15 protein-coding genes are annotated in these 14,992 nt (G+C 56.0%); 10 read left to right on the forward strand and 5 right to left on the reverse strand.

Annotation, left to right across the window (positions count from 1 at the left end; genetic code table 11):
- Positions 1-86: 86 nt before the first annotated feature.
- Complete coding sequence (locus SPI6313_RS06725) at positions 87-1,127, reverse strand: aromatic ring-hydroxylating oxygenase subunit alpha (protein ID WP_072620305.1); 1,041 nt, start codon at positions 1,125-1,127, stop codon at positions 87-89.
- Positions 1,128-1,313: 186 nt separating this feature from the next.
- On the opposite strand from SPI6313_RS06725, the gene carA reads away from it, so the two are divergent.
- The 5 genes from carA to SPI6313_RS06750 all read left to right on the forward strand — a co-directional run bounded on the left by carA (position 1,314) and on the right by SPI6313_RS06750 (position 4,590).
- Positions 1,314-2,462 carry a glutamine-hydrolyzing carbamoyl-phosphate synthase small subunit gene (carA, locus tag SPI6313_RS06730; protein ID WP_072620306.1) on the forward strand — a complete coding sequence of 383 codons (1,149 nt, stop codon included), beginning with the start codon at positions 1,314-1,316 and terminating at the stop codon, positions 2,460-2,462.
- Between the two features lie 150 nt (positions 2,463-2,612).
- Positions 2,613-2,957, forward strand: coding sequence for an STAS domain-containing protein (locus SPI6313_RS06735; RefSeq protein ID WP_084668926.1), 345 nt, complete (start codon positions 2,613-2,615; stop codon positions 2,955-2,957).
- A gap of 8 nt (positions 2,958-2,965) precedes the next feature.
- A complete protein-coding gene (locus SPI6313_RS06740) occupies positions 2,966-3,418 on the forward strand; it encodes a Mini-ribonuclease 3 (protein WP_072620308.1) in 453 nt (150 codons plus the stop codon).
- Positions 3,415-4,182: a 23S rRNA (guanosine(2251)-2'-O)-methyltransferase RlmB gene (gene rlmB / locus SPI6313_RS06745; RefSeq protein WP_072620309.1), complete on the forward strand. Its 768-nt coding sequence runs from the start codon at positions 3,415-3,417 to the stop codon at positions 4,180-4,182. Before SPI6313_RS06740 ends, rlmB begins: the two co-directional genes overlap by 4 nt.
- A gap of 123 nt (positions 4,183-4,305) precedes the next feature.
- Positions 4,306-4,590 (forward strand): DUF1816 domain-containing protein, encoded by a 285-nt coding sequence (locus tag SPI6313_RS06750; protein WP_072620310.1) that lies wholly within the window; start codon positions 4,306-4,308, stop codon positions 4,588-4,590.
- A 155-nt stretch (positions 4,591-4,745) separates the two neighbouring features.
- Here the strand turns inward: SPI6313_RS06750 and SPI6313_RS06755 are convergent, their stop codons facing one another.
- The gene (locus SPI6313_RS06755; protein WP_072620311.1) at positions 4,746-5,564 is read right to left on the reverse strand and encodes an alpha/beta fold hydrolase; all 819 of its coding nucleotides are present in this window, start codon (positions 5,562-5,564) and stop codon (positions 4,746-4,748) included.
- Positions 5,565-5,742: 178 nt separating this feature from the next.
- On the opposite strand from SPI6313_RS06755, the gene SPI6313_RS06760 reads away from it, so the two are divergent.
- From SPI6313_RS06760 to stpA, 5 genes are all read left to right on the forward strand, one after another.
- Positions 5,743-6,765 carry a threo-3-hydroxy-L-aspartate ammonia-lyase gene (locus SPI6313_RS06760; protein WP_217650520.1) on the forward strand — a complete coding sequence of 341 codons (1,023 nt, stop codon included), beginning with the start codon at positions 5,743-5,745 and terminating at the stop codon, positions 6,763-6,765.
- Between the two features lie 149 nt (positions 6,766-6,914).
- On the forward strand, positions 6,915-7,295 hold the full coding sequence (gene rplU, locus SPI6313_RS06765) for a 50S ribosomal protein L21 (RefSeq protein WP_072620313.1): 381 nt from the start codon (positions 6,915-6,917) through the stop codon (positions 7,293-7,295).
- Between the two features lie 63 nt (positions 7,296-7,358).
- Positions 7,359-7,613 carry a 50S ribosomal protein L27 gene (gene rpmA, locus SPI6313_RS06770; RefSeq protein ID WP_072620314.1) on the forward strand — a complete coding sequence of 85 codons (255 nt, stop codon included), beginning with the start codon at positions 7,359-7,361 and terminating at the stop codon, positions 7,611-7,613.
- A gap of 167 nt (positions 7,614-7,780) precedes the next feature.
- Entirely contained in the window at positions 7,781-8,983 is a 1,203-nt protein-coding gene (locus SPI6313_RS06775; RefSeq protein WP_072620315.1) for an HhoA/HhoB/HtrA family serine endopeptidase, read from the forward strand.
- 128 nt (positions 8,984-9,111) lie between these two features.
- On the forward strand, positions 9,112-10,359 hold the full coding sequence (gene stpA / locus SPI6313_RS06780) for a glucosylglycerol 3-phosphatase (protein WP_072620316.1): 1,248 nt from the start codon (positions 9,112-9,114) through the stop codon (positions 10,357-10,359).
- Here stpA and SPI6313_RS06785 read toward each other — a convergent pair.
- The 3 genes from SPI6313_RS06785 to ftsH3 form a co-directional block, all read right to left on the reverse strand.
- Positions 10,356-11,870, reverse strand: coding sequence for a pentapeptide repeat-containing protein (locus tag SPI6313_RS06785; RefSeq protein ID WP_072620317.1), 1,515 nt, complete (start codon positions 11,868-11,870; stop codon positions 10,356-10,358). The two genes, stpA and SPI6313_RS06785, sit on opposite strands and share 4 nt — an antisense overlap.
- A gap of 14 nt (positions 11,871-11,884) precedes the next feature.
- Positions 11,885-12,784, reverse strand: a complete 900-nt coding sequence (gene ylqF / locus SPI6313_RS06790) for a ribosome biogenesis GTPase YlqF (RefSeq protein WP_072623029.1) — start codon at positions 12,782-12,784, stop codon at positions 11,885-11,887.
- Positions 12,785-12,910: 126 nt separating this feature from the next.
- Positions 12,911-14,761, reverse strand: a complete 1,851-nt coding sequence (gene ftsH3, locus SPI6313_RS06795; RefSeq protein WP_072620318.1) for an ATP-dependent zinc metalloprotease FtsH3 — start codon at positions 14,759-14,761, stop codon at positions 12,911-12,913.
- Positions 14,762-14,992: the final 231 nt, after the last annotated feature.

Consider the following 14,992-nt stretch of genomic DNA (forward strand, 5'->3'; position numbering starts at 1 on the left):
TGGAATGGAGCGATCGCTAAGAATTAAGAATTAGGATACTCGTAGGGTGCTGTTAGCGAAGCGTAACGCACCATCACATTGAGCTTCTAGGCCCGCCATTTTAAAACGCGGTCTTTAACGGGATTCACAAATTCACGCTGCTCGGCTTGGGCTTGGGCGTATTCTTTTTTCAGTTGGAAATACCATTTCGCCAATTGATCCGAGTCGGGGATCAACATTAACGAGGGGTCGAATTTTAAGCCGACTTGTTGCCGCTCCACCACATCGCGGTCTTGTTTGAGAAATTGCCAGGCGAGGGGACGGAGAAACGGGGCCACAAGGCCGAGCCAGGGCACATTCCAATAGGCGAAAAAGTTAACTTCCGATTCTGACTCGGTGAGGGGGGTGATCGTGGTGAGGTTGCTGACGTGGTAGCGGGCGGTGGTGGTGCTTTCGATGCGGACACTGGGGAGGCGGAAGGAAATTTCAGTTTCCGGGACACCGCCCAGCATCTGGTACACAAAGGTCATGATCCCCACCTTGTGGCGCACCATCGTGAAACCGAGGTGAGAGGCGACAAATTCGCGGGCTTCTTCGTGAAAATCATGGCCCGATCGCCACCACCAAGCGCGATGGACAAAGGGTGAATGGGCGGGGTCCATCAGACCCACGACGGCATGATCGAGGGCGCAGGGGTAGATCATTTTCAGGTGAAATTGGGGGGCGCGACCTTCAAACCCGGAGACGATCGCAATCTCGGCCGGATCGGCGAGGGTGCGATCGCCCATAAAAATCCACAGATTCCCCTGCACCTCCGCCACCGCGTAAGACTTCACCCCAAAGCGGTCTAAATTCAACTGCTGCCCCGTCACCAACGACGGAATATGGGTACAACTCCCCGCCGCATCAAACCGCCAACCGTGGTAACAGCACTCCACCTCCGCCCCATCAAACCGGCCACAACTGAGGGGAATCGCCCGATGGGGACAGAGATCCCGTAGGGCAAAAGCGTCCCCCGCCTGGGTACGTCCAAAGAGAATCGGCTCACCCAAGAGAGTTTTCGCCCGCATCTTACCCGGTTTGAGGGATTGGCTTGGCAGCGCAAAATACCAAAGGTTACGGAGAAATGAGGAATCGGCTTCGATCATTAGGTTTGCAAGATGAACAGAATTTAGAGAGGGAATGCCAGAATTCGCCCCCGTCGGGCAGTGGAGATTTAGACTATCCCATCCCACCAGCCGGATCAACACATTCTTAAAATTGTAGGATTGAATGCTCAATCCCTGAGGCAACCCCTGTAAAGTAGGTGATTGGCTGAGTTACCCGCAACATTTATGCCCATTTCCCCAGAAGTACCCGCATTGCTCGTCCTCGCTGACGGATCGATCTATCACGGCTTCTCCTTTGGCGCAACCGGGACTGCGATCGGCGAAGTCGTCTTCAACACCGGCATGACCGGCTACCAAGAAGTGCTCACCGACCCCAGTTATCGCGCCCAAATCATCACCTTTACCTATCCTGAACTGGGAAACACCGGGGTTAACGCCGAAGACGAAGAATCCGCAGGGCCCCAAATCCGCGCCGTCATCGCCCGCAACATCTGCCACCGCCCCAGCAATTGGCGTTCCACCCAATCCCTCCCCGACTACCTGAAGCAGTATAAAATTCCCGGTATCTACGGCATCGACACCCGCGCCCTCACCCGCCGCCTCCGCTCCGGTGGCGCGATGAATGGTGCGATTTCCACCGAAATCCTCGACCCGGAAGAACTCCTGCGCCAAGTCCAAGCCGCCCCCTCCATGGCCGGTCAAAACCTCGTGCGCGAAGTCACCACTTCCCAAGCGTATGAATGGAATACGTCCACGGACACCGTTTGGGAATTTAGCGACACGGCCCACAGTGGTGATGCGTCGCTAACCGTGGTGGCGTTGGATTTTGGGGTGAAGCGAAATATTTTGAACCGCCTTGCCAGCTATGGCTGTCGGGTGATTGTGGTGCCGGCCAGCACGCCGCCGGAGGACATTTTGAGCCATCATCCGGATGGTATTTTTCTCTCCAATGGCCCCGGTGATCCGTCAGCGGTGACGGAGGGGATCACCACGGTGACCGAACTCCTCAAGGCCCAAAAGCCGATGTTTGGGATTTGCATGGGGCATCAAATTATTGGCCTGTCCTTGGGGGCGGAAACTTTTAAGTTGAAGTTTGGCCATCGGGGGTTGAATCAACCCTGCGGCCTGGATCGCCAGGTGGAAATCACGAGCCAAAACCATGGCTTTGCGGTGACGGCTGATTCCCTAGGTGATGATGTGGAAGTGACCCATTTAAACCTGAATGATCAAACGGTGGCGGGGTTACGCCATAAAACACTGCCGATTTTCTCGGTGCAATATCACCCGGAAGCGAGTCCGGGGCCCCATGATGCGGACTATTTGTTTGAGCAGTTTGTGAAACTGATGCGGGAGCATCAGGCGGTTGCTGTTTAACGCAGGGGTTGAGATTTCGCCGGCTCGATGGGGCCCGCCTAGTCGGGCTTCGCCGTGGCCTGTTATACTGGCTAATCGACTAATCAACTTTATTCTGTCATTCGCACGCATAGGGAGGGTGGAACCATTCCTGAACAACTCAATTTAACCGTGAGCCTACGGGGCACACGCGAGGTCAAAGAAAACTGTCAGATTATTCGGCTGATCGGTCAGCTTGATGCGTTTTCAGAGCCTACATTTCAGAAAGTGTTAGGCAACTGTCTTGATACGGGCCCGAAGCATATTATTTTGGGGCTGTCCGCGATTGACTTTGTGGATAGTTCTGGGCTGGGGGCGTTGGTGCAGTTGGTGAAGAAGACGCAGACTGAGGGCGGTAGTGTCCAGTTGGTGACGAATGCGCGGGTGACGCAGACGGTGAAGCTGGTGCGTCTTGAAAAGTTCCTGGCGCTGCAACCGTCGGTGGAAGAGGCGATCGCTAGTCTTGCGAACCAATAACCCCCCCGATGCTTGTGGGTGAACCACGCCAACCCCCCCCAACGATTCGTCATTGGGCACAGGAGCGCCTCAGTTCTCTGTCGCCGTTACCCCGTTCCCTTGGTCAAGTGGAGCAACTGTCTCCGACGGCCCTTGCCTATATCGGGGATGGGGTCTACGAACTTTTTATTCGGACAACCTATCTGCTGCCACCCCAGCGGATCGCCACCTACCATCGGCAGGTGGTGTCTCAGGTACGTGCTGAGCAGCAGGCTGCGCACCTGGATCACCTGATCCCCCACCTCACCGCCCCGGAACAGGAGATCCTGCGTCGTGGTCGTAATGCAGCGACTCGCCCGCCGCAGCGTCTTGATCCGAGGATTTATCAGCAGGCGAGTAGTTTGGAGACGTTGATCGGTTATTTATACCTAACTGATCCGCCTCGTCTCAGTGAATTGTTTTATTATTTGCAACTGCCATGACGGTACGGGATGATTTGGTCTATGGTCGCCATTCGGTGCGGGCCACGCTAGAGGGCGATCGCATGCCCCAACGCCTTTGGGTGACGGCCAATGTGCGCCATGATCCCCGCTTTGCAGACCTGTTGGCAACGGCGAAATCTCAAGGGGCGGTGATTGATGAAGTGTCCGTCGGGCGGCTGAATCAAATGACCCAAGGGGCTAATCATCAGGGGATCGTGGCCCAAATTACCCCCTATGAATACTGGGATCTGACGCAACTGATCATCCATGCGGCCAACGTCAGCGAGCAGCCGGTGATCATCGTTGCGGACGGGATCAATGATCCCCATAATCTCGGTGCAATCATTCGCACCGCTGAAGCGATCGGCGCTCAGGGACTGGTGATCCCCCAACGTCGCGCCGTGGGGATCACGCCCACCGTCTTGAAAGTCGCCGCTGGGGCCTTGGAATCATTCCCGGTGGCACGGGTTACCAATTTGAAGCGGGCCGTGACGGAATTGAAGACCTCCGGGTTTTGGATCTATGGCACCGTCGCCACGGCTCCCCAGACGATCATGACCACGGATTTACGAGGTGCGATCGCGCTGGTCATCGGATCAGAAGGGCGAGGCTTAAGCTCCTTAATGGAACAAAACTGTGATAGCTTGGTGTCCATCCCGCTCCAAGGTCATGTTCCGAGCTTGAATGCATCGGTCGCCACCGCCATGGTTTTATACGAGGTTTTTCGTCAGCGTTGGCAGGCCAGCGATTCAGAAACTGTGTAATTAGAGACTTTCAAAAAATGAATGAAAGGAGTATAAAGAGAGTTAAATCCGCAATTATTAAATAATGTAAAGCGACGCTCTTGGTTGGGCGAGCTGTTTAAAACACGATTTTGGGGGAATTTAATGAAAGAGATTTGGCTGAAATTCCTAGAGGCGACCGGTAAAGCCTTTTGGGTGGAAATCACCACAGAGCAGCCACGCTGTACCTACTACTTTGGCCCGTTTGCCAGTGAAATCGAGGCGAAAGAAGCAAGTCCAGGTTATATCGAAGATCTAAAAGAGGAAGGCAGTCAGGGCATTCGATTCTCCGTCAAGCAAATGAAGCCGACGGATCTTACGATTGATCATTCATTGGGGGAGATATTTGATCCTGAGACAATCCCCGCTCTCAGTGGTCACGGAGTTTAACGGGGAACCATAGCAAACTAGACTGCATCGGTTGCCAAACAATGCAGACGGCTGACGGGATTGGGTCGATCGCACAGCCGATTTTTTAGGGTCATTTTGCCTGGGGTGCAACCGCGATCGCGGTGGGTATGCCCGTGGATGGTGGAATCGGGACGTTATAGATTCTGTTGGCGTAACCAAGCGTGAATCGTTTCGTTCATGGCGTTCGGGACTTCCCAGGGGAAAAGGTGGGCGGTGTTGGGGAAACAGTGCCAATCGCAGCGGGGGAGAGTTTGGGCGGTTTCCTGGCTGGATTGGGCGGTGATGTTGATGTCGTCCGCACCGGCCACCATTAAACAGGGCATGGTTAAGGTGGGAAGATCGGCGAGGCGGTTATAACCTTGGCGGAGGGCGGTGTTGAGGGCACGATGGGCATGGCGGGAGGTGCGGAGATAGGCGGGGGTTCCGGCGTGGGCGAGGTAGTGGTAGGCGGTGGGGGTGTGTTGTTTGAGGAGGCGGCGAAAGAGCGATCGCGTCCCAAAGGTGTCAATATTCCACTGCCAACCGGGTTTAACCCCATTGATCAACCCCGCGATCCCCGTATTCACATATTCCCACCAGGGAATGGGGGGATAATTCCCCCTCGGTCGAGCGGCTGTGCCGATCAAGATTAACCCCCGGTAACGCTGGGGATTACGTAACGCCAATTCCATCGCCAAAATCCCCCCTAACGACCACCCCAAAATTAAGCACTCTTCAATCCCCTCACGATCAAGCAGGGCTTCGAGATCGGCAATGTGGTCGGCCATTTCAAAGGGATCTTGTACCTGACTCTGACCATAGCCCCGCAAATCCGGCGCGAGGGTATGATATCGGGTCGATAACGGCTCAGTGAATACGGCCATGGCTGACCCGGAGCCGGGATGACCATGGAGACAAAGGATCGGAACGCCGGAGCCTCGGCGCTCGACTTGGAGAGGATGGGGGTTAGACATGGAAAATAGGGTTAATCATTGTGATGCCTATTGATCATAAAGTGCCATTGAGCGCACCCTGAGGGTCGTCGAAGGGTAAGCGGTCGGGCGGGCTTCGACGATCCTCCACCCTCGATTGTGATCAGCAGCCCTCCGTAGGCCCGCGACTTGATCAAAATGGTGTTGAATTTTGAAAAGCATGAATAGATTGAAACCGATGAATCCCCCCGCTTGTACTCCCCAGGATATCGACCACGCCGCCCAACGCTTACAGGGAATCGCCCATCAAACCCCTGTCTTCACCTCCCGCTGTGTGGATGAACGGACGGGCAGCCAGGTATTTTTTAAAGCGGAAAACCTCCAACGGACGGGATCATTTAAGTTTCGGGGGGCGTATCATGCCCTGTCGCGGTTATCGGAACCGCAACGGGCGGCGGGAGTAGTGACCTATTCGTCCGGCAACCATGGTCAAGCGATCGCCCTCGCGGGCCAACTCCTCCACATCCCCACCACGATCGTGATGCCCACCGATGCACCCCAGGTGAAACAGGCAGCCGTGCGAAGCTATGGCGCGGCGATCGTGCTCTATGACCGCGCCCAGGAAAACCGCGAAACCATTGCCCAGCAGCTTCACGAAACCCAGGGCGCAACGCTGATTCCACCGTTTAATCATCCCGACGTAATCGCGGGGCAGGGGACGGTGGCGCGGGAATTGATCGAGGCGGTGGGATCGTTGGATCTGCTGTTGGTGTGTTGTGGGGGTGGGGGGTTGCTGTCGGGCTGTGCGATCGCCACTAAGCACACCCTCCCCCATTGTCGAGTGATTGGCGTTGAACCGGCGGCGGGAGATGATGGAGTGCGATCGTTCCACAGCAAAACCCTGCAAACCGTGGCAAATCCCGACACGATCGCCGATGGGGCGCGTACCCCCAGCCTCGGTGATTTAACCTTTCCGATCATTTTGTCCCACGTCGATGACATGGTGAGCGTCACCGATGCGCAACTGCTCGATACCCTGACGTATCTTTGGACGCGCTTAAAATTGGTGATCGAACCCACGGGCGTTTTGGGAGCGGCGGCGTTGCTCCAAGGCGTTGTCCGCGCACCGGGTCAGCGCGTCGGGGTGATTCTCAGCGGGGGAAATGTGGATTTGGCTACACTTTTGGGTGTGGTAAATCGGGGAGAGTGGGGGCATCTCGCTGATGAGGTTGTCAGGGATTGATCCCCAGGTCTTGGGTCACAATCTGCTCAGGAGACAGAGTTATACTGTATAATCAAAAATTGCGTGTTTACTATTTCTGCTCGGATCAGGTTCACACCATGAAACGCGATCGCACGCGACCTGTACGGCCACACTAACAAGGAAACCCCATGACCTACGCCATTATCGAAACCGGCGGCAAGCAACTTCGTGTTGAGCCGGATCGCTTCTATGACATCGAACTGCTCCACGTCGATGCAGGTGAGAGCGTTTCGATTGACAAAGTTTTATTGATTAACGACGACGGTGACGTGCAGGTGGGGCAACCCCATGTGGACGGCGCGACCGTTGAAGGGACGGTGCTGCGTCACTATCGCGGCAAAAAAGTGATCGTCTACAAAATGCGCCCCAAAAAGAAAACCCGCAAAAAACGCGGTCATCGTCAAGAAATCACCCGCTTGCTGATTAACTCAATTTCGATCAATGGGACAGCGATCGCCTCCGGCAGCGGTGAAGCCGTTACCCCCGAAGTGGTCGAAACCGAAGCCTAAACCCCAGAACGCTGCACCCTAACGTAAAATCAAACCAATCCCCCACCCTTTGGAGATCTCACCATGGCACATAAGAAAGGTACTGGTAGTACACGAAACGGACGCGACTCAAACGCCAAACGCCTCGGCGTTAAGCTCTACGGCGGCCAAGCGGCCAAAGCCGGCAACATCATCGTCCGGCAACGGGGCACGCGCATCCACCCCGGCGAAAATGTGGGACGTGGCAAAGATGACACCCTCTTTGCGCTGGTGGATGGCGTGGTGACCTTCGAGCGTCGTGGTAAATCCAAGAAAAAAGTGAGCGTTTATCCGGCCTAGGGAACGGTTTTAACCCTTCCCCGTCTGAATATTCACCCCCACAGGGACAGCCATCGGGTTGTCCCTTTGTTGTGGGGAGGAGCGGCTCAGAGGCTCGATATCCCACGTTAAAATGGGGGGATGTGTGCCCCTTGGGTTCAGTTTTATAGCGAGTGATAACTTAAACGATGCGTATTTCTCAAGCAATCCGGAGATTCGGTTCCCACGTATTGGCCTTACTCGTGGGCAGTCTGCTGGCCTTTGGGACGGTGCGGGTGTCGGCTTCCAATGCTGGCCCTGCCCCTGACGCGGCTGCTGCCCCTGCCCCTACCACCCTGCTGGCTCAGGACACCTCCGCACCATCGACTGGGCGGCGCAGCTTTGTCACCTCAGCGATCGCCCGCACCGGCCCCGCCGTCGTGCAGATCAACATTGCCCGCACGGTGGAAAATCGCTTGCCGCCGATGATGCAAGACCCCTTCTTTCGGGACTTTTTCGGGGATCAATTTTTCCAACAAATGCCCCAGGAACGGCGGATCGAAGGTCAGGGATCGGGCTTCATCATTGACCGCTCTGGGGTGATTCTCACCAATGCCCACGTGGTTAGTGAAGCCGAAGAAGTGAATGTTACCCTCCAAGATGGGCGCGAGTTTGAAGCGTCGGTGTTGGGGACAGACCCGGTGACGGATTTGGCGGTGGTGAAGATCAGCGATCGCGTTAGTGACCTGCCCGTTGCCCCCCTCGGCAATTCCGATGTGCTAGAAGTGGGCGATTGGGCGATCGCTGTCGGCAGTCCCGGCGGTCTGAGTAACACCGTCACCCTCGGCATCATCAGCACCCTCGATCGCCCCTCCTCCCAAGTGGGCATCCCGGACAAACGCCTCAACTTCCTCCAAACCGATGCCGCCATCAACCCCGGCAACTCCGGCGGCCCCCTCCTCAACGGCAACGGCGAAGTGATCGGCATCAACACCGCCATCCGCGCCAACGCCATGGGCATCGGCTTTGCCATCCCGATCAACAAAGCCAAAGAACTCAAAGACATTCTCGCCTCCGGGCGCGATGTGCCTCACCCCTACGTGGGTATTGAAATGTCCGACATCACCGCCGCCCAAGCCCAACGCAGTAATGCTGATCCCAATTCTTCCTTTGCCCTGCCGGAAGTGGATGGAGTCCTCGTGCAGCGTGTGATGCCCAACGCCCCCGCCGCCGAAGCCGGCTTACGGCGTGGGGATGTGATCATCGAAATCGACGGCCAGCGCGTCACCCAAGGCCTAGAAGTCCAGAACATTGTTGAGAAAAGTGGGATCAATGCCCGACTCCGGTTTAAAGTGCGTCGTGGCACCGAAACCCTGACGATCACCGTCCGTACTGCCCAACTCAGCAGCTAAGACGAGGCCATTGCACCTGTGCCCTTCGATAGAATATCCCTCGTTCGCTCATCTTCCGGATGGGCGATTTTCATGGTCAGACAATGCGGTAGGGTAGACTACGTTGATGCTTTGTACTTCCACCACTTATGGATGCCACTTCCCTGGCTCATGCACACTACTCCCTCGATCATGACCACTTTCAATCTGTCCTGAGCCGTACCCAAAACCTGCTGATTATTCAAGATCTCGATGGCGTATGTATGCCCCTCGTCAAAGATCCCCTCAATCGTCACATTGATCCCGACTACATCACCACCACTGAAGCCTTTGATGGCCATTTTTATGTGCTGACCAATGGGGAGCATCTGGGCAAACGGGGGGTTAATGCGATCGTGGAGCGGGCCTTTGGGGCTGATCAGTCGGGAAAAGCAGCGGGGCATTATCTCCCCGGTTTAGCGGCGGGGGGCGTACAGTGGCAAGACCGTTGGGGCATGGTGAGCCATCCGGGGGTGAGTGACCCAGAGTTGGCCTTTTTACAAGGAGTGATCACGGCGATGGAGCAACGCTTGCGCGTGGTGTTGCCTTGCTTGGGGGTGACGCGGGTGGAATCGTTGGTGGCGGCTTCTGTGTTGGATAATGTGGCATCCCCGACGGTGAATTTAAATCTGGCCTATGAGATTGTGGGTGAGCATTATCCGGAACTCCAGACCGCCATGCATCGCCTCATGACAGAGTTGCTCAAGGATGCTCAAGCCAGCGGCCTGACGGATGCTTTTTTTGTTCACTACGCGCCGAACCTGGGCCAAGATCAGGCGGGCAACGACATTTTGCGCCCGGCCACGACGACGGATTCTGGCACGACGGATTTTCAGTTTATGGTGCGTGGCGGGATCAAAGAGGCTGGGGTTGTTGCACTGCTAAATCGCTACTATCACCAGCATTTCGGGTATTATCCCTTGGGGCCAGAATTCAATGTGCGCCAAGCACCGGCATCGTTGCCGGAGTTGCAAGGCTTGATTTTGGAGCATTTTGATCCGGAGAAAATGCCGTTACTGGTGGGGGTGGGGGATACGGTGACGAGTCGAGTCACGCCGAACGGGGTGCAGCGGGGAGGGAGCGATCGCAACTTCTTGCAACTGATTCACAATATCAGCCAAGCCACAGAGCAACCCCATCTCACGGTTTACGTGGATAGTTCGCGCGGCGAAGTCAAAAACCGCAAGTCCCTGAAATTAGCCACCATCGACGGCGTTGAACAAGTGGCAGAAGGCCCCGGCGATCCTGACGATCGCAACGATCCCCTGCGGTTAAATGTGGCGTTTCCCGGTGGCTACAAGCAATACACCGCCTGCATCAAAGCCGCAGCCCAGAACCGAGCAGTTGCACAGAGTTAGGGTGCGATCGCTTTCGGGCGGGGAAATTCTAAGCCGGGGCGGGGTTCTGTTTCCGCCAAGCTGGGGGGGATTTTAAACCCCACGGTATCGTTGAGAATCGCGTCGGTGATGCTCATCTGTGCCGTCCTTGCTCCGGTTAAATCTGCGCCCTGAAGATTCGCCGCGTCAAACTCGCTCGCCGTCAAGGTTGCGCCCACCAGATTCGCCCCGCGAAAGTCGCTGTAGGTGCAGTTTGTCCCGGTCAAATCAGCGGAGCGTAAATCTGCTTCGGCCAACGTTGCCCCGATCAGCACCGCGTTGGTGATCCCCGTTTCTCGGAGCACGGCTTGGCGGAAATTTGCCCCGCTCAAGTCGCTCCGATGCAGCAATGATCCGTAGAAATAGCTGGTTTCGGCGTTAATACCTACCAGGGTTGCACCGTTGAGAATCACCGTTTCTACCTTGGCCTGCCGTAGGTCTGCATTGCTGAAATTTGCCCCGGATAAGTCGCTCATGTTTAAATGGGCGCGGCGTAGATCTGCCCCTTGCCAATCACTGCGCTGACCTTTGATTTGCCCTAAACCAGAACTCCGCCAATCGGAATTTTCAAGCGTCGCGTCGATGAAGGTTGCTCCGGTAAATGTGCTGTCGCGGGCGATCGCATCTTGCAAATTCGCCAGCGTCAAAATGGCACTATCGGCGATCGCCCCGACAAAATCAGCCTCGGCAAAATTAGCACGAGTAAAATTAGCCGCCTGTAGATCAGCCCTGCGCAACGTTGCCCGCTCAAAGATTGCCCCCGGAGCTTGGAGTAGGGCCAAATTCGCATCGGTTAAATCTGCACCAAAGACATTCCCCCGCAACACTGTTGCGCTCGATAAATTCGTCCGCAACAGTGTTGCACCGACGAGTTTCACCCCGTCAAGGTTAGCGTTGTTGAGGTTGGCATCGGTGAGAATCGCGCCGTTGAGTTGGGTAGCCACCCCACGCAAGCGGAGGGCTTCGCTGCGGAGGCGATTGAATTCGGCGAGTTCGGCAGCGTTGCCGGGTTGCTCAACGACATCGGGATCAAGGGTGGCTTGGAGGGCATCGTAGGCCCCTTGTTCCTCTGAGTTGATTTCACCCTCCCAGGTTTCATCATCGAGGCGATTTTTTTGTAATAGTTGGGGATCGATTAGGTCAAGATTGATACCGTCGATGGTGAGGGGGAGTTGACGGGTTTCAGGGGTGAGGCGGGGATTGAGGCGGGCCGATCGCAGGTTCGCGCCGGTTAAATTCGCGCCGTTGAGTTTGGCACCGCGTAGGTCGGCCCATTCGAGGTTTGCGCCTTGGAGATTCGCGCCTTGGAGGTCTGCCCCTTGTAAATCAGCGCGACGGAGATCGCAGCCGGTGCATTCCTGGGTGGTGAGGAGGCGATCGCGGGGGTCAATTTCTGCCGCGTCCTGAGCAAAGGTAGGATGACCCAACACAACGAGGCTGAATCCGAGACTGGTGAGCAGGAGCCAGGATTTGAGAGGGTGAGGGCTGAACATGAATCGTTGGGAGGTTAGGACTGGGCAGCAGTGGGATCGCAGACGAGAGGATCGGAGGCAGGTTCCAGGGTCGGGGGCAGTTCGAGGGGAATTTCGCCGAGATCGCCGCGCCGAAAATCATTGAGCATCAGCACGGCGACCCGTTCGGTATCACCGAGATAGCGGGCGTGGGCGAGGCGATGAAGATAGGCTTCGCCGTTGTCATTTTCGACGGGGACGGAGTAGCGATCGCCCAGTACCCCCTCCATCGCCAACGCTTTCAACAAGTCCACCATCCGCTCCGCCACTTTTTCATTGTTATAGGCGGCCTCACCAATATCTTCACAGATCGCGAGTTTGATCGCATCCTCTTGGTTGTCGAGTTTCCAGGGAATCACCCCTGGTGCATCGAGGAGTTGAATTTCATCGGAAATTTTCACCCATTGTAGTTGCCGCGTCACCCCCGCCCGCCGCGCACTTTTCACCGCTTTTCGGTTCACCAGTCGGTTAATTAAGGCGGATTTGCCCACGTTGGGAAAGCCAATCACCACCGCTCGCACGGGGCGCGATCGCATCCCGCGCTGCAAGCGACGCTCATTCACTGCGATCCCCACCGTCTGCGCCGTTTTCAAGACCGGGCGGAGTCCCTTCCCCTGTTTAGCACTTGTCCAATACACCACCTCTCCTTGGGTCTTAAACCACGCCTCCCATGCTGCTTTCAAAGGTTTCGGAATCATATCCACCCGATTGAGCAACAGAATGCGGGGCTTCTCCCCGATCCACTCGGCGACATCGGGATGCTGCGACGCGAGGGGGATGCGCGCATCAAGCACCTCAAACACCACATCCACATGTTTAAGTTGTTCTTTAAGTTGGCGTTCGGCTTTGGCAATGTGGCCGGGATACCACTGAATTAGGGGAGGGCTGTTACGCATAATGAGGGAGAAGAGGGACAGCGATCGGGCATAGTTTAAAAATACCAGGGAAGCCATCAGACTTCCCTGGTATTCATGGGGATTCAGGGTCTAGGGATGAGATCAGACCCGCGCTGGAGGCGATTCCTACACCAACGTCGCCATTTTGACTTCGTTGCTATCGAGAATCGCTTGTAACTCTTCGGAGTCCACGGTTTCTTTTTCCACCAGCACTTCCGCGAGTTTATCGAGAACGTGGCGGTTATCCGTGAGCACTTCTTTGGCGCGATCGTAGGCACGGTCTACCAACTTGCGCACCTCTTCATCAATCACAGCAGCGGTCTCATCGGAGAAGTCGCGATCGGAGGCAATGTCACGACCGAGGAACACATTCCCCGATTGACGACCCAAGGCCACGGGGCCGAGTTGGTCACTCATGCCGAAGCGTGTCACCATTTGGCGGGCCACCCGTGCCACCTGTTGTAAATCGTTGGATGCACCCGTGGTCACTTCTTCTTCACCAAAGATGATTTCTTCAGCGATCCGACCACCGAGGGCCACAGCCATTTGATTTTGCAGGTAAGAGCGGGAATAAAGACCGGAATCCATGCGGTCTTCGCTGGGGGTGAACCAGGTTAAGCCACCGGCCCGGCCGCGGGGGATGATGCTGATTTTTTGCACCGGGTCATAGTCCGGCATCAGGGCACCAACGAGGGCGTGACCGGCTTCATGGTAAGCCACGAGGGTTTTGCGCTTCTCGCTCATAACGCGGTCTTTCTTCTCCGGCCCGGCGAGGACGCGATCGATCGCATCATTCACCTCATCCATGGAAATCTCAGTCAGGTTACGGCGAGCGGCGAGAATCGCGGCTTCGTTGAGGAGGTTGGAGAGGTCTGCCCCGGTGAAGCCAGGGGTACGGCGGGCGATCTTGTCGAGATCCACATCCTTAGACAGGGTTTTACCACGAGCGTGGACATTGAGGATCTCACTGCGACCGGCGTAGTCGGGGCGATCCACCACCACTTGGCGGTCAAAACGACCGGGACGCAACAGGGCCGCATCCAGCACATCGGGGCGGTTGGTGGCGGCGATGATGATGATACCGGTGTTGCCTTCAAACCCGTCCATTTCCGTCAGGAGTTGGTTGAGGGTTTGTTCCCGTTCATCGTTCCCGCCGCCTAGACCTGCGCCCCGGCTGCGACCCACAGCGTCAATTTCATCGATGAAGACGATACAAGGGGCGCTCGCTTTGGCTTGCTCAAAGAGGTCACGGACGCGGGATGCACCAACCCCGACGAACATTTCCACGAATTCCGACCCGGAGATGCTGAAGAAAGGCACACCGGCTTCACCGGCGACGGCACGGGCGAGGAGGGTTTTACCGGTTCCGGGCGGGCCGACGAGGAGCACCCCTTTGGGGATTTTCGCGCCGATGGCGGTGAAGCGATCGGCGTTTTTGAGGAAGTCCACCACTTCGGTGAGTTCGAGTTTGGCTTGTTCGATGCCAGCGACATCACCAAAGGTGACTTGGGTTTGGGGTTCCATTTGGACGCGGGCTTTGGATTTCCCGAAGTTCATCGCTTGGGAGCCGGGGCCGCTAGAGGCACGCCGCACGAGGAAGAAGAGACCAATCAGCAAGAGGGCCGGAACAAAGAGGCTGCTGAGAACGCGGAACCACACGCCGTCATCTTTGGGGGGTTGAACGGCAATATCAACATTGTTTGTGGTGAGGATGTTGATCAGTTCGGGGTCATTGGGCAGATTGACGAGCACCTGTGCGCCGTCTTGGGCGGTGACGAGGGCTTGGGAGCGATCGGAGGAGAGTTTAATCGTTTCGATCTTGCCGGTTTGAACTTCTTGGATGAGGCGGCTATATTTCCAAACTTCTTTGCTTTCGCGGGGGCTGTCGAAGAGAGCCGAGCCGAGGGCGAGCAGGACGATGACGAGGAGAACGTACAGTCCCGCATTACGCCATTTTTTGTTCTTGCTGTTGTTCACGCGATTGAACTCCTAATAGGTGAATGTGCGATGTAGAGAGAGGGATACGAGGCAGAACGGGCCGTCGTGGGAAGTTAGTACGATGTTAAATCGGGTTTTATTGGCAATTGCATAGTTTATATATTAACTAATGTTAACGTTTCTCAGGAAGTCTTGACTAGGGTTGGGGTATTTGTTGGGCGGGCTACTGCTTAGACATAACTCTCAATAGTTGATCTGGCCAGGATTTGA

The sequence above is a fragment of the Spirulina major PCC 6313 genome (assembly GCF_001890765.1).
Lineage (GTDB): Bacteria > Cyanobacteriota > Cyanobacteriia > Cyanobacteriales > Spirulinaceae > Spirulina > Spirulina major.

Excerpts from the sequence above, each read along its gene's own strand:
- SPI6313_RS06725 (WP_072620305.1), bottom strand. The coding sequence starts at position 1,127 with ATGATCGAAGCCGATTCCTCATTTCTCCGTAACCTTTGGTATTTTGCG.
- ylqF (WP_072623029.1), bottom strand. The coding sequence starts at position 12,784 with ATGCGTAACAGCCCTCCCCTAATTCAGTGGTATCCCGGCCACATTGCC.
- stpA (WP_072620316.1), top strand. The coding sequence starts at position 9,112 with ATGGATGCCACTTCCCTGGCTCATGCACACTACTCCCTCGATCATGAC.
- rplU (WP_072620313.1), top strand. The coding sequence starts at position 6,915 with ATGACCTACGCCATTATCGAAACCGGCGGCAAGCAACTTCGTGTTGAG.
- rpmA (WP_072620314.1), top strand. The coding sequence starts at position 7,359 with ATGGCACATAAGAAAGGTACTGGTAGTACACGAAACGGACGCGACTCA.
- SPI6313_RS06740 (WP_072620308.1), top strand. The coding sequence starts at position 2,966 with ATGCTTGTGGGTGAACCACGCCAACCCCCCCCAACGATTCGTCATTGG.
- SPI6313_RS06775 (WP_072620315.1), top strand. The coding sequence starts at position 7,781 with ATGCGTATTTCTCAAGCAATCCGGAGATTCGGTTCCCACGTATTGGCC.
- SPI6313_RS06750 (WP_072620310.1), top strand. The coding sequence starts at position 4,306 with ATGAAAGAGATTTGGCTGAAATTCCTAGAGGCGACCGGTAAAGCCTTT.
- rlmB (WP_072620309.1), top strand. The coding sequence starts at position 3,415 with ATGACGGTACGGGATGATTTGGTCTATGGTCGCCATTCGGTGCGGGCC.
- SPI6313_RS06755 (WP_072620311.1), bottom strand. The coding sequence starts at position 5,564 with ATGTCTAACCCCCATCCTCTCCAAGTCGAGCGCCGAGGCTCCGGCGTT.
- SPI6313_RS06785 (WP_072620317.1), bottom strand. The coding sequence starts at position 11,870 with ATGTTCAGCCCTCACCCTCTCAAATCCTGGCTCCTGCTCACCAGTCTC.
- carA (WP_072620306.1), top strand. The coding sequence starts at position 1,314 with ATGCCCATTTCCCCAGAAGTACCCGCATTGCTCGTCCTCGCTGACGGA.
- SPI6313_RS06760 (WP_217650520.1), top strand. The coding sequence starts at position 5,743 with ATGAATAGATTGAAACCGATGAATCCCCCCGCTTGTACTCCCCAGGAT.